The 21233-nt window shown below is 73.1% G+C and carries 19 protein-coding genes; 7 read left to right on the top strand and 12 right to left on the bottom strand.

The features are described 5' to 3' along the window. The first annotated feature begins 22 nt into the window (after positions 1-22). Positions 23-1057 (top strand): LacI family DNA-binding transcriptional regulator, encoded by a 1035-nt coding sequence (locus ACIQH8_RS02760; protein ID WP_400994476.1) that lies wholly within the window; start codon positions 23-25, stop codon positions 1055-1057. A 27-nt stretch (positions 1058-1084) separates the two neighbouring features. Here the strand turns inward: ACIQH8_RS02760 and ACIQH8_RS02755 are convergent, their stop codons facing one another. Together ACIQH8_RS02755 and ACIQH8_RS02750 are read right to left on the bottom strand one after the other, a co-directional pair. Then, a complete protein-coding gene (locus ACIQH8_RS02755; RefSeq protein WP_400994474.1) occupies positions 1085-1804 on the bottom strand; it encodes a response regulator in 720 nt (239 codons plus the stop codon). Further along, the gene (locus ACIQH8_RS02750) at positions 1801-2946 is read right to left on the bottom strand and encodes a sensor histidine kinase (RefSeq protein ID WP_400994471.1); all 1146 of its coding nucleotides are present in this window, start codon (positions 2944-2946) and stop codon (positions 1801-1803) included. The genes ACIQH8_RS02755 and ACIQH8_RS02750 overlap by 4 nt, the downstream gene beginning before the upstream one ends. Positions 2947-3117: 171 nt before the next feature. On the opposite strand from ACIQH8_RS02750, the gene ACIQH8_RS02745 reads away from it, so the two are divergent. Together ACIQH8_RS02745 and ACIQH8_RS02740 are read left to right on the top strand one after the other, a co-directional pair. Continuing rightward, positions 3118-3825 (top strand): hypothetical protein, encoded by a 708-nt coding sequence (locus ACIQH8_RS02745; protein ID WP_400994468.1) that lies wholly within the window; start codon positions 3118-3120, stop codon positions 3823-3825. Between the two features lie 71 nt (positions 3826-3896). Further along, complete coding sequence (locus ACIQH8_RS02740) at positions 3897-4181, top strand: hypothetical protein (protein WP_400994466.1); 285 nt, start codon at positions 3897-3899, stop codon at positions 4179-4181. 18 nt (positions 4182-4199) lie between these two features. Here the strand turns inward: ACIQH8_RS02740 and ACIQH8_RS02735 are convergent, their stop codons facing one another. Beyond that, entirely contained in the window at positions 4200-5450 is a 1251-nt protein-coding gene (locus tag ACIQH8_RS02735) for an MFS transporter (RefSeq protein ID WP_400995685.1), read from the bottom strand. A gap of 163 nt (positions 5451-5613) precedes the next feature. On the opposite strand from ACIQH8_RS02735, the gene ACIQH8_RS02730 reads away from it, so the two are divergent. Continuing rightward, positions 5614-6120, top strand: a complete 507-nt coding sequence (locus tag ACIQH8_RS02730) for a MarR family winged helix-turn-helix transcriptional regulator (RefSeq protein WP_400994463.1) — start codon at positions 5614-5616, stop codon at positions 6118-6120. Between the two features lie 44 nt (positions 6121-6164). Here the strand turns inward: ACIQH8_RS02730 and ACIQH8_RS02725 are convergent, their stop codons facing one another. The 6 genes from ACIQH8_RS02725 to ACIQH8_RS02700 form a co-directional block, all read right to left on the bottom strand. After that, a complete protein-coding gene (locus tag ACIQH8_RS02725; RefSeq protein ID WP_400994461.1) occupies positions 6165-6650 on the bottom strand; it encodes an SRPBCC domain-containing protein in 486 nt (161 codons plus the stop codon). Beyond that, positions 6647-7051 carry a RidA family protein gene (locus tag ACIQH8_RS02720; protein WP_400994459.1) on the bottom strand — a complete coding sequence of 135 codons (405 nt, stop codon included), beginning with the start codon at positions 7049-7051 and terminating at the stop codon, positions 6647-6649. The genes ACIQH8_RS02725 and ACIQH8_RS02720 overlap by 4 nt, the downstream gene beginning before the upstream one ends. Before the next feature lie 77 nt (positions 7052-7128). Continuing rightward, complete coding sequence (locus tag ACIQH8_RS02715; RefSeq protein ID WP_400994456.1) at positions 7129-9552, bottom strand: glycoside hydrolase family 3 N-terminal domain-containing protein; 2424 nt, start codon at positions 9550-9552, stop codon at positions 7129-7131. Next, positions 9549-10451, bottom strand: a complete 903-nt coding sequence (locus tag ACIQH8_RS02710) for a carbohydrate ABC transporter permease (RefSeq protein ID WP_400994454.1) — start codon at positions 10449-10451, stop codon at positions 9549-9551. The genes ACIQH8_RS02715 and ACIQH8_RS02710 overlap by 4 nt, the downstream gene beginning before the upstream one ends. Further along, on the bottom strand, positions 10451-11449 hold the full coding sequence (locus ACIQH8_RS02705; RefSeq protein WP_400994452.1) for a carbohydrate ABC transporter permease: 999 nt from the start codon (positions 11447-11449) through the stop codon (positions 10451-10453). Before ACIQH8_RS02705 ends, ACIQH8_RS02710 begins: the two co-directional genes overlap by 1 nt. Continuing rightward, positions 11449-12744, bottom strand: a complete 1296-nt coding sequence (locus tag ACIQH8_RS02700) for an ABC transporter substrate-binding protein (RefSeq protein ID WP_400994449.1) — start codon at positions 12742-12744, stop codon at positions 11449-11451. The genes ACIQH8_RS02705 and ACIQH8_RS02700 overlap by 1 nt, the downstream gene beginning before the upstream one ends. 144 nt (positions 12745-12888) lie before the next feature. Between ACIQH8_RS02700 and ACIQH8_RS02695 the strand changes: the two genes are divergently transcribed. From ACIQH8_RS02695 to ACIQH8_RS02685, 3 genes are all read left to right on the top strand, one after another. Continuing rightward, positions 12889-14079, top strand: a complete 1191-nt coding sequence (locus tag ACIQH8_RS02695; protein ID WP_400994447.1) for an ROK family protein — start codon at positions 12889-12891, stop codon at positions 14077-14079. Positions 14080-14306: 227 nt separating this feature from the next. Beyond that, positions 14307-15578 carry a multidrug effflux MFS transporter gene (locus ACIQH8_RS02690; RefSeq protein ID WP_400994445.1) on the top strand — a complete coding sequence of 424 codons (1272 nt, stop codon included), beginning with the start codon at positions 14307-14309 and terminating at the stop codon, positions 15576-15578. 65 nt (positions 15579-15643) lie between these two features. Next, a complete protein-coding gene (locus ACIQH8_RS02685; protein ID WP_400994442.1) occupies positions 15644-16447 on the top strand; it encodes a phosphatase PAP2 family protein in 804 nt (267 codons plus the stop codon). Between the two features lie 64 nt (positions 16448-16511). Here the strand turns inward: ACIQH8_RS02685 and xdhC are convergent, their stop codons facing one another. The 3 genes from xdhC to ACIQH8_RS02670 are packed head-to-tail and all read right to left on the bottom strand — an operon-like array spanning position 16512 to position 21211. Further along, positions 16512-17351, bottom strand: a complete 840-nt coding sequence (gene xdhC, locus ACIQH8_RS02680) for a xanthine dehydrogenase accessory protein XdhC (protein ID WP_400994440.1) — start codon at positions 17349-17351, stop codon at positions 16512-16514. Between the two features lie 12 nt (positions 17352-17363). Beyond that, on the bottom strand, positions 17364-19805 hold the full coding sequence (xdhB, locus tag ACIQH8_RS02675; RefSeq protein WP_400994438.1) for a xanthine dehydrogenase molybdopterin binding subunit: 2442 nt from the start codon (positions 19803-19805) through the stop codon (positions 17364-17366). Continuing rightward, entirely contained in the window at positions 19802-21211 is a 1410-nt protein-coding gene (locus tag ACIQH8_RS02670) for a xanthine dehydrogenase small subunit (protein ID WP_400994436.1), read from the bottom strand. Before ACIQH8_RS02670 ends, xdhB begins: the two co-directional genes overlap by 4 nt. Between the last annotated feature and the right edge of the window lie 22 nt (positions 21212-21233).

Raw genomic sequence — 21233 nt, 5'->3', positions numbered from 1 at the left:
TTTCGACGCTAGACTTCGAAACATGACAACGGATGCCGCGCCCGGGCGCGTCACGCTCGCCGACATCGCCGCCGAGGCGGGCGTCTCGCTCGCGACGATCTCGAAGGTGCTGAACGGCCGATCGGATGTCGCGGCCTCGACCAGGGCACGCGTCGAGCACGTCCTCGCCGAACGCGGCTACCGGCGCCGGGGCGGCGGCCGCTCGGAGGCTCGCGCGGAGCTCGTCGAGCTCGTGTTCCACGAGCTCGACCCCATCTGGTCGATGGAGGTCATCGACGGCGTCGAGTCGGTCGCGAAGCAGCACGGGCTCTCGGTGGTCCTCACGGTGAGCGGCACCCGCCACTCGCCGGACCCCGACTGGGTCGAGGGCGTCATGCGACGGCGTCCGGTCGGCGTCGTGCTCGTCTTCAGCGACCTCGCGCCCGAGTACCACGAGCAACTCCTGTCGCGGGCGATCCCGTTCGTCATCGTCGACCCGGCCGGCGACCCCTCGCCCGATGCGCCGTCCGTGGGCTCGGCCAACTGGTCGGGCGGGCTCGCCGCGACGCGGCACCTGATCGAGCTCGGCCACGAGCGCATCGCCGCGATCACCGGGCCGGCCGACATGATGTGCTCGCTCGCCCGCATCGACGGCTACCGCTCCGCGATGAACTCCGCGGGGCTCCCGATCGACGAGGAGTGGATCCGGTTCGGCGACTTCCACGTCTCCGGAGGGCGCGACCGCGCACGCGAACTGCTCGACCGCGACATCCGCCCCACCGCGATCTTCGCCGGCAGCGACATGCAGGCGCTCGGAGTGCTCGAGGCGGCGCGCGAGCGCGGCATCCGCGTGCCCGAGGACCTCTCGGTCGTCGGCTACGACGACATCCCGCTCGCGCGGTGGCTCACGCCGAAGCTCACGACCGTGCACCAGCCGCTCCGCCGCATGGGCGAGGAGGCGGCGCGCCTCGCCATCCGCCTCGCCGAGGAGCCGCTCGACCCCGGCGCGCCGACGCCGCGGATGGACCTCGCGACGAGCCTCGTCGTGCGCGACAGTACGGCGGCCCCGCCCGCCTGAGTCTCGATCGACCGTCCGAGTCGCGCGCTACCCGGCGCCCGCGAGTCCGGACTCGTACGCCATGATCACCGCGTGCACCCGGTCGCGCGCGCCGAGCTTCGCGAGCAATCGCCCGACGTGGGTCTTCACGGTGGTCTCCGAGATGAAGAGCTGCGCCGCGATCTCGCCGTTCGTGCGCCCCTGCGCCATGAGCGCCAGCACCTCGCGCTCGCGGTCGGTGAGTGACGCGACGAGGCCCGAGGGGGCGGACGCCACCGCCGCACGCGGTCGACCGACGAAGTTCTCGATCATGCGCCGGGTCACGGTCGGAGCGAGCAGCGAGTCGCCCTCGTGCACGGCGCGGATGCCGGCGACGAGCAGTTCGGCCTGCACGTCCTTCAGCAGGAACCCGCTCGCTCCCGCGTGCAGCGCGTCGTAGACGTACTCGTCGAGGTCGAACGTCGTCAGCATGACGACCCGGACGGCCGGGCCGTGCTCGGCGACGATCCGGCGCGTCGCCTCGATGCCGTCGGTGCGGGGCATCCGCACGTCCATCAGGACGACGTCCGGGCTGAGGTCCCGTACCGCCTCGACCGCCTGCTCGCCGTCGCCGACCTCGCCGACGACCTCGATGTCGGGCTCGATCTCGAGGATCATGCGGAACCCGGTGCGCACGAGCGCCTGGTCGTCGACGACGAGCACGCGGACGGCGCCGTCGGTCGAGGCAGCCACCCCCGCCGGACGCGGCTCCGGCTCGACCTCGCTCATGCGGCCTCCCACGGCAACTCGGCGGACAGTTCGCAGCCGCCGCCCTCGTGCGGCCGGACGAGGAGCGAGCCGCCGTAGAGCGCCACGCGCTCGCGCAGGCCGGCGAGTCCGCTCCCGCCCGAGTCCGAGCGCGTGGCTGCCACCGTGTCGAGCCCGGCGCCGTCGTCGCGCACCCGGAGCCGGAGCGCGGTGTCGCCGTAGTCGACGTCGACTCGCGCCCCGGTCGCCCCCTCCGCGTGGCGCAGCGCGTTCGTCAGACCCTCCTGCACGAGCCGGTACGCGGTCACGTCGAGCGCAGCGGGGAGGTCGCGGGCCTCGCCCGTGATCGACACGGAGACCGGGAGACCGGCAGCGGTGACGCGCTCGGCGAGCCGATCGAGATCGCCCAGCCCCGGTGCCGGAGCCCGGTCGGCGGCCTCGTCGGTGCGCAGCACGCCGACGAGTCGGCGCATCTCGCCGAGCGCCTCGCGACCGGTGGATTCGACCGATTCGAGCGCCGCCCGCTCGACCTCCTGCTCGGGAGCCAGGCGACGACGGACCGCCGCCGCCTGCACGGTCATCACCGAGAGGCTGTGCCCGACGATGTCGTGCAGCTCCCGTGCGATGCGGTTGCGTTCCTCTGCGATCGCCCGCGACTCGCGCTGCGCGATCGCCGCCCGTCGCTGCTCGCGAACCTGGACCGTCGTGCGCACGAGGGCGCCGACGAGCCATCCGATCACCCATGGCGCGAGCCACACGAGCGCGAGGATGTGGTCCTCGAGGCTCGCGTTGAGCGGATCGGACCAGGCCCACACCGCCCAGAAGCCCGCTCCGAGCGCGAGACCCCACAGCGAACGGGGCATCGGCGTCAGGCGGCCGACCGTGTACACCGCGACGAGCGGGGCGAGCAGCACCGAGTACCCCTCGGGCGCCCCGAACACCGCGAACTCGAGGGCGAGGACGCCGGCGACCCCGGCGAGGGTGCCGAGCGGATGCCGTCTCCGCAGGACGAGCAGTCCCGCGGCGACACCGAACGCGAGCGAGCGGGCCCACGCCGGGCCCGCGGCGTTCAGCGAGCCGACGCCCGCCCAGACCTCGAGCTGCGCGATCACGAACACGAGCGCGGCGACCGCGATGTCGAATGCCCGGATCCTCGCCTGCACGTGGGGATGCTACGCCCGTCGGCGCCTCCGGGGCATCCTCCCGCGGGAGGACGCGCCGCATCGTCCCGTGGTCCACCCGATTCGTGCCCGAGCGCGACGCCGCGGCATCCGCTCGCCCCTACCGTCGACGCCGACCGCAGCTCACCGCACCGGATTCGAAGGAGATCGACCATGAGCGAACGCACCACGACCGCCCCGCGCGACGCAGCGCCCGCCACCCACGCTGCGCGCGGCACCGCCGCGCCGCCCGTGTCGCCCCGGCGCGCCCGCCTGATCGCCGTCATCGCCTGGGCGATGGCCGCGTTCGGCACGGTCGCCGGCCAGCTCCACGCACTGAGCCGCATCGCCGCGCACCCCGAGGACCTCGAATCGCCCCTGGTCGCGGCGTGGGCGCCGCCCGCGATCGACGCCCTCCGTCCGCTGCTCGATTGGGGCGACCCGACCCTCGTCTACTGGACCTACGGCAAGATCTGGCTCCCGGTGGCCCTCGCCTTCCTCGCCGCAGCAGGCCTGGCCTACCGCGCTCGCGGGCCGGTCGGCGGCGAGCGGGTGCTGTGGTGGGTGCAGCTCGGCGCCTACGGACTGCTCGCGCTCGCGCTCGCCGGCGACTACTACACGCCGTGGACCGACGCGTTCTTCCTGGTCGGGCTCGTCGCCTTCGCGGTCATCGGCCTCGGCGGCATCCCGCTCGGCCTCGTGCTCCTGCGGCGCGCGTTCCGTCCGCGCACGACCGCATGGCTGCTGATCGTGATGCTGCCGTTCTTCTTCGTCATCACCGAGGTCACCTCGATGGGCAGTGCGATGCTTCCGCTCATGTGGGGATGGGCGATCGCGGCGGAGTCGGTCGCGCGGCGCGCGGCCGCGACATCCGCCGCCTGATGCACGGCAGGGCGCCCGGGTTCCGACCGGGCGCCCTGCCGACGACGGCAGGGCCGACGTAGAGTCGAGCCATGGGGGAGAACACACTGCACGCGGTCGCACGGCCGCACCTGAGCGACACCGTCCAGAACTCGGGCTGGTCGATCGCGGTCACGGCCGGCGACGGGCGCGTGCTCGACGTCGAGGTCGTGCACCCGAGGGAGATCGGCGCCGACGGCGACGAGGCGGCGATCCGCGCGAAGCTCGAGAAGCGCTACGACGTCACGGACCTCGCCTTCGATCGCGGCTCCGAGGAGACCGACGACGGCCTGCGCGAGCCGGTGATCCGGATCAGCGGGCTGCGCCGAGCCTCGTAGCGCTCGTGGGTGGTCGACTCACCCGGCGACCGGGATCGGTCGGGTGAGCGGCGGCTCGGCCACGCGCCGCGATGCCACGAGTGCGCGGTGCACACGCCAGGCGGCGAACACCGCGAGCAGGCTCACGCCGAGGTGCATCCAGAGGAAGCCGTCGACGAGTCCCGCACCGAGCAGCACGCCCGCGACGAGCGGACCCGCAGCGGTGAACGCCGTCTGGAGCGCCGCCATGGTGCCGAGCGTCTGCCCGACCATGCCCTTCGGCGCGAGCGACGCGGTGAGCGGGTTCAGCACTGGGCTGTAGATCGTCTCGCCGACCGCGAAGATGCCGTAGGTCGTGACGAAGATCGCCGCGGCGAGGCCGGGGGCGAGCTGCGCCGCCGACAGCCCGAGCCACGCGATGACCCAGATCGCGCCGACGCCCATGAGCAGCACGGGTGCGCTTCGCTTGGCCGTGAGACGCACCATGACGACCTGGATCGCGACGATCACGAGGCAGTTCACGGCGGCCGCGGTGCCGATCACGGTCGGGTCGACGCCGAGCACGGTGATGCCGTACGCCGGAAGTCCCGACTCGAACTGCGCGTAGAAGCCGAGCGCGAGGGTGATCGTCACGATGGCGGTCCAGCGCAGGGCCGGGGTGGCGAAGATGGTGCGCAGGATGCCGCGCGAGCGCGCCTCGACGGCGCGGATCGAGCCGGTGGGGTCGGCGGCGAAGTCGGTCGGCACCGTGGCGCCGCGGCCCGCGACCCAGATGATGGCGGATGACACGGCGAAGCCCGCGGCGGCCATGAGGAATCCGACGTCGAGGCCGTCGTGCCGGTCGAGGTCGACGAGCAGCCCGGCGATGAACGCGCCCGCGGCCATGCCGAGGGCCTCTCCGGTGAACTTGTAGGCGAACACCTTCCGGCGGTCGTCGCTCGAGGACCACTGCAGCGCCAGCACCTGCTTCGCGGGCGCGGCGGCGGACAGGCCCATGCCGAATACGAGCATGCCCGCGAGGAACGCGCCCGGCTCGTCGGCGACGATGAGCGAGGCCGCGGCGGCGGCACCGATCAGCTGCGCGGCGACGGCGACGCGGACAGGTGGGAACCGGTCGCTCAGGCGGCCGGCGAGGGGTGCGGCGACGAGCGCGCCGACCGAGAAGAGGGAGGCCGCACCCGCGGCGACGAGTGCGCCCCAGTCCCTCGTCTCCGCGGCATAGGCGTACTGGTAGGGCAGGATCCCGCCCCATCCCAGAGAACCGATGCTCGAAGCGAGGACGAGCAGCATCGCGCGCACGGGCGCACCCCTTTCGTGTGGTCGATCGCCGAACGATCGATGACGGATGCCGCGGCGGATCGCCGCGGTGACACCGGCCCGACTCGTGGCTTCGGTGTCGAATACTTCGATGTCGAAATCTTAGCAACCGAAAGAGGTGTGCGAGAATTCCCGCATGGCGAGACGCGGGCCGAGTGCGGCCGAGCAGCACCGCAGGGCCGTCGCGGCCTACGTGGCCGCCGGCGGCGAGGAGTCGGTGCAGCGCGTGATCACCGCGGTGCAGGGGCTCTCACGCAAGCTCGACCAGTGGTACGCGCGGCAGCTCGCCGACCTCGACATCACCGCGGGCGAGTGGGCCGTGGTGGCGACACTCGCCAAGGACGGCGGTGCGCTCACCCCGAGCCAGCTCGCCGACCTCACCAACGTGGCACCCTCGTCGATGACCCATCGGCTCGACAAGCTCGTCGAGCGCGGCTTCGTGGAGCGCACGCCCGACGCCGAGAACCGCACGCGTGTCCTCGTGAAGCTCACCGAACCCGGCTGGGAGTTCTTCAGTCTCGCGATCCGCGGCTCCGACGTCGTCGAGTCCGACGTGCTGCAGGACCTGGGTGACGTCGAGCGCGAAGAGCTCGCGCGCCTGCTCGAGGTCGTGATCGCCAGGCTCGACGACGTCGAGGCCTGAGTCGCGACGCGCGCGGCCGCGACGCCCGCCCCCCGCTCCGATCGTCAGACGGGCTCCGGCAGCTCCCCGCCCGCCGCGAGGTGGTCGAGGATCGTCGAGCGCCACTCGGCGATGTACGCAGCGTAGCCGTCGGCGAAGCGCTCGAGGTCGGCCGCGGCATCCGTCGTCGTCGCGGTGAGGTCGTACGCGACGCGCACGCGGCACCCGCCCTCGGTGTCGTCGAGCTCGACCGTCACGGTGCCGGCCGTCCACCGCTCGGCGACGCGCGCGTACCGCACGCCCCGACCCGGCTCGCAGTCGAGCACGATCCACGTCGTCGGGCGGTCGCGGTCGTCGCGGGTCTGCCACACCGTGCCGACCTCGAGGTCGTCGGCGTCGTGGACGAAGAAGCTCGGCACCCACCCCGGCACCCAGTGTTCCTCGCCGCGCGCGGTGAAGAGCCGGAACGCGGCACGCCGCGCCAGCGGCAGCTCGAACTCGTCTCGGAGGACCGCGCGGCTGCCGACCGACCCCTCCGGCCCGGCCGTCACCGCCCGACCTCGACGCCGACCGGGATCGCGGCGATCGCGTCGACCTCGACGAGCGCACCCGGGCGGGCCGGAGCGACCGTGAGGACGGTCACGGCGGTGCGGTGCGCGCCCCACACCGCCGCGCTCGCGGCGAAGCCGTCGGCGGGGTCGATGCCGGGCGCGAGGTGGATCGTGAGCTTCACCACGTGCTCGGGCCCGGTGCCGGCGGCGGCCAGCACTGCGAGCACGTTGCGGAGCGCCTGCTCGGTCTGCGCGCGGAGTCCCTTCAGAAGGGTGCCCGAGCCATCCGTGCCGTTCTGGCCGCCGACGAAGAGCAGCGGACCCGCCGGGGCGATCATGCCCTGCGCGAAGGCCGGGCTCGTGGGCAGCTCGTCGGGATCGACCGGCGTCACGTGCGTCATGGAAGCTCCTCTCGGATGACTCCGAGTGTGCCTCGCACCTCCGACACGGCGCCGGCCGACCCCGGCCGCTCAGACGATCATCCGCTCACCCGGTCGATCGCGACCACCGGGTGCATCGCCCGTCGGTGGTCCACGGGGCGGACCGGCCCCTCGAGCCGCACCGGGTGCGCGTGCACCAGGTCCCCGCTCGACCGGCCGAGCGAGAGCACGACCTCGCCCGGCTCGACGATGCGCTCGCCGGAGCGCGAGGTGAACGACGCGAGATCGGCCGGCACCGTGAACCGCACGTCGGCGGCGGCGCCCGGCGGGAGTTCGACCCGTGCGAAGCCGACGAGCCGCTGCACCGGCCGCACGACCGACGCGACCGGGTCGTGCAGGTAGAGCTGCACGACCTCGGCGCCCGCCCGGTCGGACGCGTTCCGCACGCGCAGGTGGACCGAGACGGCGCCGTCCGTCGGGATCGACGTCTCGTCGCCCGCGAACTTCGACCAGTCGAACGTCGCGTAGCCGAGCCCGTGCCCGAACGCGAACGCCGGCGTCGGGTCGATGTTCGACACATCGCTCGCCCGCGCGAGCGGCGGGGCGAGGTACGTCGTCGGCTGCGCGCCCGGCGTCGCCGAGATCGACACCGGCAGGCGCCCGCTCGGGTTCACGCGCCCGCTCAGCACGCCGGCGATCGCGCCGGCTCCCTCCTCGCCCGCGAAGAACGCCTGCACGATTCCCGCCGACTCGGACGCCGCACGGCCGAGTGCGTACGGCCGCCCGGAGAGCAGGGTCAGCACGGCGGGCGTCCCGGTGTCGAGCACCGCGTCGACGAGCGCCTGCTGCGCGCCCGGGAGGGCGAGCGACTCGGCGTCGCAGCCCTCGCCGCTGGTTCCGCGGCCGAAGAGCCCCGCCCGGTCGCCGAGCGCGAGCACGACGACGTCGGCGGATGCCGCGAGCTCGCGCGCGTCGTCGAAACCGTCGGTCTCGCCGCCGTCCACGCTCGTGCCGACCGCATGCCGGATCTCGCTGCCCGGGAACTCCGCACGGAGCGCGTCGAGCAGCGTCGGGATGCGGATGCCCATCTGCACGCCCGGATGCTGCGTGACGACGTGCGTCGGGAACGAATAGCAGCCGAGCATCGCGTACGGGTCGTCGGCGTTCGGGCCGATGACCGCGATGACCGGGGGAGCGTCCGCGCCGCCGGCGGCGAGCGGCAGCGTGCCGTCGTTCCTGACCAGCACGACCGCCCGCTCGGCGAGCTCGCGCGCGAGCGCGCGATTGCCCGGGGAGTCGAGGTCGATGCGTCCGCGCAGCCGGTCCGCGTGGGCCGCGTCCGCATCGGCGAGGTCGGCGTCCGCGAGCCCGAGCCCCGCGAGCGCGGGCGGAACGGGCGACCAGTCGGCGTCGAGCAGGCCGAGCTCGGCCTTCTGCCGCAGCACCCGCCGCAGCGCCGTGTCGACGAGGTCCATCGGCACCGCACCGGCCGCGACGGCCGCGCGCAACGGCTCGCCGAAGGCCTTGACCGTCGGCAGCTCGACGTCGATGCCGGCCTCGAGCGCCGCGGCTGCGGCATCCGCCCACGTGTCGGCGACGCCGTGCAGCAGCTTCAGGAACGCCACCGCGAAGTAGTCCGCGACGACCGTGCCGTCGAAGCCCCAGGTCTCGCGCAGCAGCTCGGTGAGCAGCCACCGATCGGCCGCCGACGGCACGCCGTCGAGGTCGGAGTACGAGTTCATGACGCTGCGCGCCCCGCCCTCGCGGATCGCCATCTCGAACGGCGGCAGCAGCACGTCGCCGAGCTCGCGCGGCCCGATCGACACGGGCGCGAGGTTCCGGCCCGCCTTCGACGCGGAGTACCCGACGAAGTGCTTCAGCGTCGCGACCACGCCCGATGCCTCGAGCCCGCGCACGTACGCGGTGCCGACCGTCCCGACGAGGTACGGGTCCTCGCCGATGGTCTCCTCGACGCGGCCCCAGCGCGCGTCGCGGACGACATCGAGCACGGGCGCGAGGCCCTGGTGCACGCCGACGGCCCGCATGTCGGCGCCGATGCGCCGTGCCATCCGCTCGACGAGCACCGGATCGAAGGAGGCGCCCCACGAGAGGGGGACCGGGTAGGCCGTCGCGCCCCACGCGGCGAAACCCGCGAGGCACTCGTCGTGCGCGACCGCCGGGATGCCGTGGCGGTTCGCCCCGGCGATGCGCTGCTGCATGCGCGCGAGCGAGAGCGCGCCGACCGCTGCGTCGACGGGCGCCGTGCCGAACGGGCGGGTCACCTGGCCGAGCCCGGACGGCAGCAGCGCGTCGAGGTCGACGTCGTCGTTCAGGTCGTGCTGGTGGGGGGCGACGTCGCCGCCGCCGTCGTCGGCCGCGCCCACCCACACGCCGTACAGCTGCGCGAGCTTCTCGTCGAGCGTCATCTCGGCCATGAGCGCGGCCACGCGCTCGTCGATCGGTCGGGCGGCGTCACGCCACGCGGCATCCGTCACCGGGGTCTGCGGGTCGAGCGCGGTCATCCTTTCACCGCCCCCTGCAGGCCGCCGACGATGCGGCGCTCGGCGACGAGGAAGAACGCCAGCGCCGGGATCATCGCGAGCGACGTGTACGCGAGCACCGCGGCGGTGTCCTGCGAGTACTGCGTCGAGAACTGCGTGACGCCGAGGGGGAGCGGCCAGAGCTCCTGCGGCAGCGTGCCCGTCGAGATGACGAGCAGCGGCAGCAGGTAGCCGTTCCAGCTGCCCACGAACGCCAGGACTCCGACCGTGACGAGCCCGGGCATCGACAGCGGCAGCAGGATCCGCCAGAAGAATCCTATGCGGCTCGTCCCGTCGATCGAGGCCGCCTCCTCCAGTTCGTCCGGGATGGCGCGGAGGAACGGCACGAGGATGATGATCGTCGTCGGCAGCGCGAACGCGATCGACGGGATGATCACGCCGAGGTACGACCCGTGCAGCCCGAGCGTGCGCAGCAGCAGTGTGAGCGGCAGCGCCGCGACCGTGAGCGGGAACATGAGCCCCGCGGTGAAGAGGGTGTAGAGGCCCTGCCGCCCGCGGAAGTCGTACCGCGCGATCACGAACGCGGCCATGATGCCGACGATGACGACGCCCGCGGTCGTGCCGACGGCCAGAATGACGCTCGCGAGCACGTTGCCCCAGAAGCGCTCCGACCCGAGCACGTTCGCCCAGTTCTGCAGCGTCCACGGGTCGGGCAGGCCCGCCGGGTCGGCGTTGAGGTCGGCCGTCGTGCGGAACCCGCCGAGGAAGACGTAGAGCACCGGGCCGATCGCGACCGCCGCCACGACGAGCGCGACGAGGTAGACGAAGGGCTGGCCCCAGTCGATGCTGCGGCCGGCGGCGCGCCGCGGCGGCAGGTCGTCGACGGGACGGCCCGTCGTGATGGAGGTCGTCGCGGACATCAGCGCACTCCTCGGGTGACGGCGCCGGCGAGGTCGCGGCGGAGGGCCAGGCGCTGGTAGATCAGCGCCACGGCGAGGGAGATGAAGAAGAGGATGACGGCGATGGCGCTGCCGTAGCCTGGCTGGCCGGCGAACTGCCCCTGCTGGACCATGTAGGTCGCCATGGTCTCGGTCGCCATTCCGCGCACGGTCGGGGCGACGGTGACCCACACCATGTCGAAGAGCTGGAGCGCGCCGATCATCGACAGGAACGCCCAGATCCGGATGGTCGGGCCGAGCAGCGGGATCGTGATGTGACGCTGGATCTGCCACCAGCTCGCGCCGTCGATCGCGGCGGCCTCGGCGAGCTCCTCCGGAACGCCCTGGAGGCCGGCGAGCATGAGGATGATCGCGAAGCCGAGGTACTTCCACGTGAGGATCCAGAAGAGGGTCCAGAGCGCGATGCTCGGGTCGGCGAGCCAGTTCTGCTGGAGGAATCCGAGCCCGAGCGACTCGAGCATGGCGTTGACGCCGCCCTCGGGCTGGAGCAGGAGCTTCCAGGCGAGACCGGCGATGACCTCGGCGAGCACGTAGGGCACGAAGATGAGCAGTCGGAGCGCCGTGCGGCCGCGCAGCGGGCGGTTCAGCAGCAGCGCGATGCCGATCGCGAGCGGGCCCTGGATGAGCAGGGACGCGAACAGGATGATGAAGTTGTTCCCGATCGCCCGGACGAACTCGGGGGAGTCGAACGCCCGCTGGTAGTTGGCGAGGCCGACGAACCGGTCGGGCTCGGCGAGCTGCTCCCAGCGGAACGCCGGCGGCAGGTTGTACAGGCTGTAGACCGCGGCGAGGATCACCGGCAGGATCACGAAGCCGAGGAACAGGATGAGGGCGGGGCCCACGAGCAGGACGATCTCGATCCGCTGACGTGCCGCGTTCGATCGCGGTCGCCGCCGTCCCGGGGTGGGGGCCGGGCCCGCGGTGGTCGCGGGCCCGGCCGGCTGGAGCGTTGCGGTCATCAGAGCGTCGCCGCAGCGTCCTGCATCTTCGTGACGATCTCCTCGGGCGTGCCGTTGCCGCCGAAGAGGTTGACGATGCCGTCGTTCATGGCGTTGCCGACGGTCGTGCCGAACGCCGTGTCGAACCAGAGCTGCACGAACGACGAGGCCGCGAGGCCCTCGGCGACGAGCGTCAGGTTCGGGTCCTCGAGCGAGCTGGTCGCGGCGGGGACCGTGGGAATGCCGGCGCCGCTCGCGGCGAACTTCGCCTGGACGTCCTCGCTCATGATGTACTCGAGCAGCTCGGCGCACTCCGGCGGCGCCTCGGCCGAGCAGGCGAAGCCGTCCCCGCCGCCGAGTGCGGCGGTCGGGTCGCCGGCCGCACCCTCGATGCCGGGGAAGGGGAACCAGCCGAGGAACTCGGGCACCTGCTGGTCGGGCGTGAGGCCGCCGATGACGCCGGCGTTCCAGTGGCCCATGAGTTCCATGGCGGCCTGGCCGTTCGCGACGAGGCCGGCCGAGCTGCCGGCGCCCTGCTGGGCGGGCGTGCCGAGGAAGCCCTCCTGGAACGGGTCGATGCCGAGGAACTCCTCGAGCTGCTCGCCAGCCTCGACCCAGCAGTCGTCGCTGAAGTCGAACTCGGTCTCGGCGGCCTGGAGCGTCTCGGGGGAGCAGGAGTGCAGCGCGAACTGATACCACCAGTGCGCGGCCGGCCACTTGTCGCCGGCGCCGACGGCGATGGGCGTGATGCCCGCGTCGCGGAGCGCGCCGACGGCGTCGATCAGCTCGTCGAGCGTGGAGGGGGGCGCGTCGATGCCGGCCTCCTCGAAGAGCTCGGTGTTGTACCAGAAGCCCTCGATGCCGAACGTGAAGGGGATGCCGTAGGTGGCGCCCTCGACCTGCCACGGGTTGACCGTTGCACCGACGCTGTCGATCGTGTCGGGGATCTCGTCGTCGAGCGGCATGAGGTAGCCGTTCTCGACCTGGTCGCGCAGCTCGCCGCCCGGCCACACCTGGAAGAGGTCGGGCGGGTCGCCGGCCGCGAGGGCGTTGGGGATGAGCGTGCGCTGCAGGTCCTCGTTCTGGTAGCCGGTCTGCTCGACGGTGATGCCGGGGTGCGCTTCCTCGAACTCGGTGGCGACCTCCTCCCAGACCTCGGGGAGCGGGCCGGTCGTGCCGTTGTGCCACCAGGTGAGGGTGACCTCGCCGTCGCCGCCCTCGTCGCCACCGCCGCCGGCGCAGCCGGTGAGGGAGGCGACGGCGAGCCCGGTCGCCGCGGCGAAGGTGACGAGCCGCGTGGTGCTGCGTCTGTTCATCATCGAACCTCTCGAAAATTTCGACAACAATGTCGAAAGTGATCTGGACGTGACGAGGATACGCCGTGACCCATATGCGGTCAAGCGCAACATATTCGGTGCGGCGCGGTACGTTTCCGCCGCGGCGAACCTAGAGTGGTGCGCGTGACCGACCGCAACGGCAGCACCGGGAGTTTCGACGGGGTGCATCGACGCAACCTCGCGAGGATCCTCGGGCTCGCACACCTGGAGGGCCCGCTGTCGCGTGCGCGCATCACGGCCCTCACGGGACTCAATCGCTCGACCGTCGCCTCGCTCGCGGGCGAGCTCGTCGACCTGGGCCTCGTCGAGGAGCGGGCGCCCGACCCGACCAACCGCGTCGGCCGTCCGTCGCCCGTCGTTGCGGCCCACCCGGGCGTCGTCGCCGTCGCGGTGAACCCGGAGGTCGACGCCGTCACGCTCGCCGCCGTCGGGCTCGGCGGGCGCATCGACGCCCGGGAGCGCATCGAGGTCGACGAGTTGGTGACGCCCGAGCGCGCCGCGCTGCTCGTGGCCGACGCGATCCGTCGATGGCGCGAGGGCGAACTCGCCCACGCGCGGTTCGCGGGCGTCGGGCTCGCCGTGCCGGGGCTCGTGCGCGCCTCAGACGGCCTCGTGCGATTCGCACCGCACCTCGAATGGCGCGACGCGCCCGTGCGCGAGTTCGTCGAGGAGGCGACGGGGCTTCCGGCCTCGGTCGGCAACGACGCGAGCCTCGGGGCCCTCGCCGAGCACCTGTTCGGCGCCGGCCGCGGCGTCGACGACCTCGTCTACCTGAACGGCGGCGCGAGCGGCATCGGCGGCGGACTGGTCGTGCACGGTCGCGCGGTCGGAGGCCACAGCGGCTACGCGGGCGAGTTCGGACAGAACCGGCCCGGCATCGCCGCTCCGGAGGACCGGCGCGCCGACGGCGGGGTGCTCGAGGACGAGGTGGGACGGGCGCGGCTGCTCGACGCCGTCGGGTTGCGGTCGTCCGACGAGCCCACGCTCGCCGGCGCCATCCGCGGGGCCGTCGATGCAGGGGACCCGGCCATCGTCGCCGAGCTCGACCGGCAGCGGCGGATCCTCGCGACCGCGCTCGCGAACGCCGTGAACGTGCTGAACCCGTCGCTCGTGATCCTCGGCGGGTTCCTCGCGACGCTCGCCGAGCAGGACCCCGACGCGCTGCGCGCCGCGGTGGCCGCCCAGGCGATGCCCGCGGCGATGGAGGACGTCGACGTCGTGATCGCCGCGCTGGGCGAGGACCGCCTCATGATCGGCGCCGCCGAACTCGCGTTCGGGAGGCTCCTCGACGACCCGCTCTCGGTCGCCGGCTGACCGACGCCGGGACCTGCGAGCAGAATCCGAACGCTGCTCGGCTTGCGTCGACCGGGGGTCGACCCGTTACAATCGAACCTCAGTCGAATCGATTCGAGGCCACGACGGCCGAGATCGCCCCCGGCGGCGCCCCACGGGGCGCCGTTCCTGTTCGCCCGGCGCCCGACGGCGTGCGCCAGCACAGCCGCCTCCGCACGACCACACTCACGCACGCCTCGGGAACGCCTATGTCCACCGCATCCATCCCCATCGTCCGACCGGACGACTACACCGCACCCCGCCACCCCGGCGACCTGCTCAGCCGCCGCCAGCGCCTGGTCTACGTCCTCGTGCTCGGCGCGCTCACGGCGCTCGGTCCGTTCACGGTCGACCTCTACCTGCCGGCGTTCCCGGCGCTCGAGTCCGAGTTCGGCGTCGGCGCCGCCGCCGTCCAGATCACGCTGACCGGCACCATGATCGGCTTCGGCCTCGGCCAGCTCATCGTCGGCCCGTGGAGCGACAAGGTCGGCCGCCGTCTGCCGCTCATCCTCGCCACGGCGCTGCACATCGCCGCCTCGATCGCCGCCGCGCTGGCACCCGACATCGCGTGGCTCGCGTTCTTCCGCCTCATGCAGGGATTCGGTGCCGCCGCGGGCGGCGTCGTCGCGATGGCCATGGTCCGCGACCTGTTCGGCGGCAAGCCGCTCGTCCGCATGCTCTCGCGCCTCGCGCTCGTGAACGGCCTCGCGCCCGTGCTCGCCCCGGTCATCGGATCGCAGCTGCTCGCGTTCATGGACTGGCGCGGCGTGTTCTGGGTGCTCGCCGGCTACGGCGTCCTCGTCGTGCTCTCCGTCGGCTTCCTCATCGTCGAGACGCTGCCCGAGTCGCGGCGTCACGTCGCGGGGCACTCGTCGATGCGCGAGCGCTACCGCGCGCTGTTCCGCGACCGCATCTACCTCGGCGCCGCGATCATCGGCGGCATGACCTTCACGGGGCTGTTCTCGTACCTGACGACCTCGTCGTTCCTGTTCCAGCAGGTGTACCAGTTCAGCGCCCAGGAGTACGGCCTGCTCTTCGCGGTCAACTCGGTCGGCGTGATCATCGGCGTGCAGACGTCGTCGCGCCTGATCCGCGGCCCCATCCCGCCGCAGTACGTGCTCGCCGGCACCACGATCGTGCACGCCGCGATGGCGATCGCGATCGTCGTCCTCGATTCCTCGGGCGCCGGGTTCTGGGGCACGGCGATCCCGCTGTGGATCTACATCCTGGCGTGCGGTTTCACGTTCCCCGCAGTGCAGGTCCTCGCGCTCGCGCACCACGGCGCGGAGGCCGGCACCGCCGCATCGCTGCTCGGCGCGCTGAACTTCGGCCTCGCGGGCGCGATCTCGCCGCTCATCGGACTGTTCGGTGTCGACAGCGCCGTGCCGATGGCCGCGTTCATGCTCGGCGCGGCCGTCATCGCCATCGCCTCGGTGTGGCTGCTCGTCCGACCGAAGACGGTGCCCCCGCTCTCCGACTGACCGGGGTTCGGGCCACGCGGCGGCGGTGCACCGGGCGCTGGCGTCGGCGCGGCTAGCGTGTCGACATGAGCGAACCCGACGGTACCGAGGCCGCCCGCGACGCGACGGTCGACGGTCGCGGACCAGTGAGCGCCCCGGACGTCAGCCGGGACGCGGGCACCCGCGAGGAGCGCACCGAGCACGTCGGCCGATTCGTGCCGTTCGCCGCCGGCATCGCAGCGCTCGTCATCGCCGTGGTCCTCGGCATCGTGATCCTGCTTCGCGCCGAGACCGTCTTCGAGATCGACGAGGAGTGGGCGGAGGACATCTTCACGCTCCGCGGGCCGATCGGCGACGTCTTCGCCTTCGGCATGAACGCGCTCGGCGGGGGGATCATCGGCGTCTTCGTCGTGCCGATCACGATCGCGGTGATCCTGCTCGTGATCCGAAGGCCGTGGGCGGCGCTGTACTTCATCACGGCGTCGGCCGCGAGCGCTCTCGTCGTGCAGGTGTTGAAGAACCTGTTCGGGCGGGCCCGCCCCGAGGACATCATCGTGCTCTCCGACTTCGGCTCCTTCCCGTCCGGGCACGTCGCGAACGCCGCGACGATCGCGGTGACGATCGGCATCATCGTGCCGCGCGGCTGGGTGTGGTTCTGGGGCGTGGTCTACACCGTGCTCATGGCGATCAGCCGCACCTACCTCGGTGCCCACTGGATCACCGACACGATCGGCGGCGCCCTCGTCGGCGCGGGCTCCGCGTTGCTGGTCTGGACGGTCTTCGCACAGCGGATGGAGCGCGAGCGCCTCGCCCGCGCGGCGATCATCGCCGAGCACAACCGCGCGTTCGCGCAGTCGCACGTCACCCCGCCCGCGCGTCCGCGCGAGTAGCCGGCCCCGAGCGAGGTCGCCGGCGCGGGCTCGCGCATGCCGGGCCGATTGCGCCCGGCGATGTTCAGGGGCCGTTGCGGCGGGCCTGCGCGGTCTGCTCGACGCGCTGCAGCAGCTCGGCCGCGACGCTCACCGCGATCGCCGCGGGCTCCTTCGACCGGATGCCGTCGATGCCGATCGGGGTCTCGATCCGGTCGAGCGCCGCCTCGTCGTGGCCCGCCGAGGCGAGCTGCGTGCGGAACCGCGCCCACTTCGAACGCGAGCCGATGAGGCCGATCGACGCGAGCCCGGCCGTGCGCAGGGCGGTGTCGCAGATCGCGAGGTCCTCGGCGTGGTCGTGCGTCATCACGAGCACGTGCGCCCCCGTCGGCAGCTCGGCGAGCGCCGCCTCGGGCACGGGGAGGTGGTGGACCCGGATCGAGGCGACCGCGTCGGCGAGCGGCCCCGAGATGCCGGGATTCCCGAGGCGGTCCGGCGAGAGCATGGTCTCGCGCGAGTCGACGAGGTCGAGTTCGAGCGGATGCCGCGCCAGGATCCGCGCGAGCTCGAGGCCGACGTGGCCGAGGCCGAAGATCGCGACCGCCGGCACGACCGGCAGGGGTTCCAGCAGCATCGTGACCTCTCCTCCGCAGCACTGCACGCCGTAGTCGACCGCGGCGCGGTCGCTCAGCGTGAGCGTCAGCAGCTCGGGCTCCGCCGCCCCCGCGCCGAGCATCTCGCGCGCCCGTGCAAGCGCGGTCTGCTCGAGGTTGCCGCCGCCCACCGTCCCCACGACCTCGTCGGGCGCGACGACCATCTTCGCCCCGCCGTTGCGCGGAGCATGACCGCGCACCATCGCGAGCGTCACGAGCACCGCCGGGGTCCGCGCCGCCCGGAGGCGCTGCACGGCGTCGACCCAGTCCATCGGCACCGCCCGTCAGCGTTCGGCTGAGACGCGCCCGGCGTGCGCGGCGCGGGACGCGGCATCCGTCGCAGGGGTCTCGACCGGCTCGGCCGCGGCATTCGCTGCCCGGTTCGCGGCCGACGCCGTCCGGCGGGCGTCGCGCGCCGCCTCGATCGCCCAGAACACGGCCTCGGGCGTCGATGGCGCCGTGAGCTCGACCGAGTGGCCGGGCGGGCCGAACGCGGCGACGGCGTCGCGGATCGCCTCGCGCACGCTGAAGGCGAGCATGAACGGCGGCTCGCCGACGGCCTTCGAGCCGTAGACCGCGCCGTCCTCGTGCGCACGCTCGAGGAAGTGCACGTTGAGCTCGTCGGGTAGCTCGGAGAAGCTCGGCAGCTTGTACGTGCTGGCCGACGGCGTGAGCAGGCGCCCCCGGCCGGGACCGTCGGTCTCGTCCCATCGCAGCTCCTCGAGCGTGAGCCATCCGACGCCCTGCATGAACGCGCCCTCGACCTGCCCGAGGTCGATCAGCGGCGAGAGGGAGTCGCCGACGTCGTGCACGATGTCGACGCGCCGCAGCCGGGTCGCACCCGTGAAGCCGTCGACCTCGACCTCGCTCGCGGCGACGCCGCACGCGAAGTACTTGAACGGGGTGCCCGTCATCGTCGCGGGGTCCCAGCCGAGCCCCTCGGTGCGGTAGTAGCCGGCGGCGAAGAGCTGCACGCGCTCGGCGTACGCGGTCGCCGCGAGCTCGCCGAAGAGCACGGATGCCGCGGGGTCGCCGCCGTGCACCCGGCCGTCCTCGAACCGCACCGCGGTCGGGTCGACCCCGAGCACGTTCGCGGCGACCGGGCGCAGCCGGGCGATGATCTGGTCGCACGCGTCCTTCACGGCCGCGCCGTTGAGGTCGGCGCCCGACGAGGCCGCGGTCGCCGACGTGTTCGGCACCTTGTCGGTGCGCGTCGGCGCGAGCCGCACCTGTGCGAGGGGCACGCCGAGCGCGGTCGCCGCGACCTGCAGCATCTTGGTGTGCAGGCCCTGCCCGAGCTCGGTGCCGCCGTGGTTCACGAGCACGGAGCCGTCGCGGTAGACGTGCACGAGCGCGCCGGCCTGGTTGTAGGCGGTGAACGTGAACGAGATGCCGAACTTCACGGGCGTGATCGCCAGGCCGCGCTTGACGTCGGGATCGGCGGCGTTGGCGGCCGCGATCTCGTCGCGACGACGGGCGAACTCGGACCCCTCGAGCACCTGCGACCAGGCGGCGCCGATGCGTTCGGCGTGACGCACCTCCATGCCGTAGGGCGTCGTCTGCCCCGGACGGTACAGGTTGCGCTCGCGCAGCACCGCCGCGTCGATGTCGAGGAGCGGCGCGACCCGCCCGAGGATGTCCTCGATCACGAACATGCCCTGCGGGCCGCCGAACCCGCGGAACGCCGTCTGCGAGGTGACGTTCGTGCGTGCGATGCGCCCGTGCACCTCGAGGTCGGGGATCCAGTACGCGTTGTCGACGTGGCAGAGCGCGCGCCCGAGCACGGGGTCGGAGAGGTCGAGGCTCCAGCCGCCGTTCGAGGTCAGCGTCGCCTCGAGGCCGAGGATGCGCCCGTCGTCGGCGAAGCCGGCCCGCCAGGTCGCGTGGAACGGGTGCCGCTTGCCGGTCATCGTCATGTCCTGCGCCCGGGTGAGCCGCAGCCGCACGGGCCGGCCGGTGCGCACGGCACCGAGCGCCGCGACCGCGGCGAGGCCGTGCGGCTGCATCTCCTTGCCGCCGAACCCGCCGCCGAGGCGCAGCGACTGCACGGTCACACGGTGATTCGGCACGCCGAGCACGTGCGCGACGATCTCCTGCGTCTCCGACGGGTGCTGGGTGCTCGATTCGACGAACACCTGCCCCTCGGAGTCGACGTGTGCGAACGAGGCGTGCGTCTCGAGGTAGAAGTGCTCCTGCCCGCCGACGACGCTGACGCCCTCGAACACGTGCGGGGCCGAGGCGAGTGCGGATGCCACGTCGCCGCGCCGCACGGTCGGGGCGATGCCCTGGTACGACCCCGCCGCGATGGCCTCCTCGACGGTCACGATCGAGGGCAGCTCCTCGTAGTCGACACGGACGGCGGCCGCGCCGAGCCGCGCCGCCTCCGCGGTCTCGCCGAGCACCCACACCAGTGCGTGGCCGTGGTACTGCGCCTCGTCGGGGAAGAGCGGCTCATCGCCCTTCGCACCGGCGTCGTTGACGCCCGGCACGTCGTCGGCGGTGAGCACGTGCACGACGCCGGGCACCTCGAGCGCGGGCGCGACGTCGATCCGCACGCGCGCGTGGGCGTGCAGCGAGGTCACCGGCCACGCGGTGAGCACGTCGCGTCGCGTGGCGGCGAGGTCGTCCGTGTAGACGGCGGTGCCGGTCGCGTGCAGCCGGGCGCTCTCGTGCGGGACGGGTGAACCCGCGACGGCACCGGCGGGGCGGCGGCTGAGGTCGCTCATGCGGACACCCCCTCGCGTGCGGACCGCCGATGCAGCTGCAGGAGCGACCGCCCGAGCATCGCGGACCGGTACTCGGCGCTCGCTCGGTGGTCCGACATCGGCGTGCCCTCGCCGGCGAGCACGGATGCCGCCTCCCGGACGGTCTCCTCGCTCCACTCGCGGCCGACGAGCGCGGCCTCCGTCGCCCGGGCCCTGATGGGTGTCGCCGCGACGCCGCCGAGCCCGATGCGCGCGGATGCCACGGTGCCGCGCTCCTCGTCGAGGTCGATCGCGAAGGCGACCGCGACGCTCGAGATGTCGTCGTACCGGCGTTTGGCGACCTTGTGGAAGGCGGTGAGGTTCGCGGTCGGCCGCGGGATCCGGATGGTGCGGATGAGTTCGCCCGGCCGGCGGACCGTCTCACGGTAGCCCGTGAAGTAGTCGGCGAGGTCGACCTCGCGTTCGCCGTCGGGCGAGGCGAGCACGAGCCGCGCCTCGAGGGCGAGCAGCGCCGGCGGCGCGTCGCCGATGGGGGAGGCGGTGCCGAGGTTGCCGCCCAGGGTGGCGCGATTCCGGATGAGCGGCGACGCGAACTGCGGGAAGAGCGCCGAGAGCAGCGGCACCCGACCGGCGAGGGCCCGCTCGACCTCGGTGAGCGTGAGCGCGGCGCCGAGGTCGATCCCGGCGTCGTCCTCCTCGAAGCTCCGCAGAAGGTCGAGCCGGTCGATCGCGACCGTGAGCGGCGCGCGGCGCCCGCGCAGGTTCGCCTCGACGCCCCAGTCGGTGCAGCCCGCGATCGCGACGGCGTCGGGTTCGACGTGCAGCAGCGCGAGGGCCTCGTCGAGTGTCTCGGGCCGTACGAATCGGCCGCCGTCGCCGTTGCCGGCGAGGCGGGTCGCTCGGGCGGCGGGTGCGGGCCGCGTGCGTCGCTCGGCCAGCGCGTCGCCCGCGGCGGGCGTCGTGTCGATTCCGAGCGCCGCGTCGCGGATCGGCCGGTACCCCGTGCAGCGGCAGAGGTTGCCGCTCAGCGCGTGCAGGTCGAACGAGGTCGGCGCGCGGTAGAACTCGGCCGCCATGCTGCAGGCGAAGCCGGGTGTGCAGTAGCCGCACTGCGAACCGCCGGCTTCCGCGAGCGCAGCCTGCACCGGGTGCATGTGCTCGGGGGTGCCGAGCCCCTCGGCCGTCACCACCTCCTGGCCGTCGAGCGCCGCCGCGGGCATGAGGCAGGCGTTCACCGCCGTCCATGCGGTGCCGCCGTCGCCGTCGGGCGTGGCGAGCAGGACCGCGCATGCGCCGCACTCGCCCTCGGCGCAGCCCTCCTTCGCGCCGGTCAGGCCGATCGACCTGAGCCAGTCGAGCGCGGTCGTGTGGGCCGCGACGCCCGAGGCATCCCGCGGCCGGCCGTTGACGGTGACGACGATGTCCATGCTGGCTCCCTCTGTCCGGAGT

The sequence above is a fragment of the Agromyces sp. GXQ0307 genome, assembly GCF_044769845.1.
Lineage (GTDB): Bacteria > Actinomycetota > Actinomycetes > Actinomycetales > Microbacteriaceae > Agromyces.
Note: the sequence above shows the minus strand (reverse complement) of the source record. Positions and strands in the feature narration are given on the sequence as shown.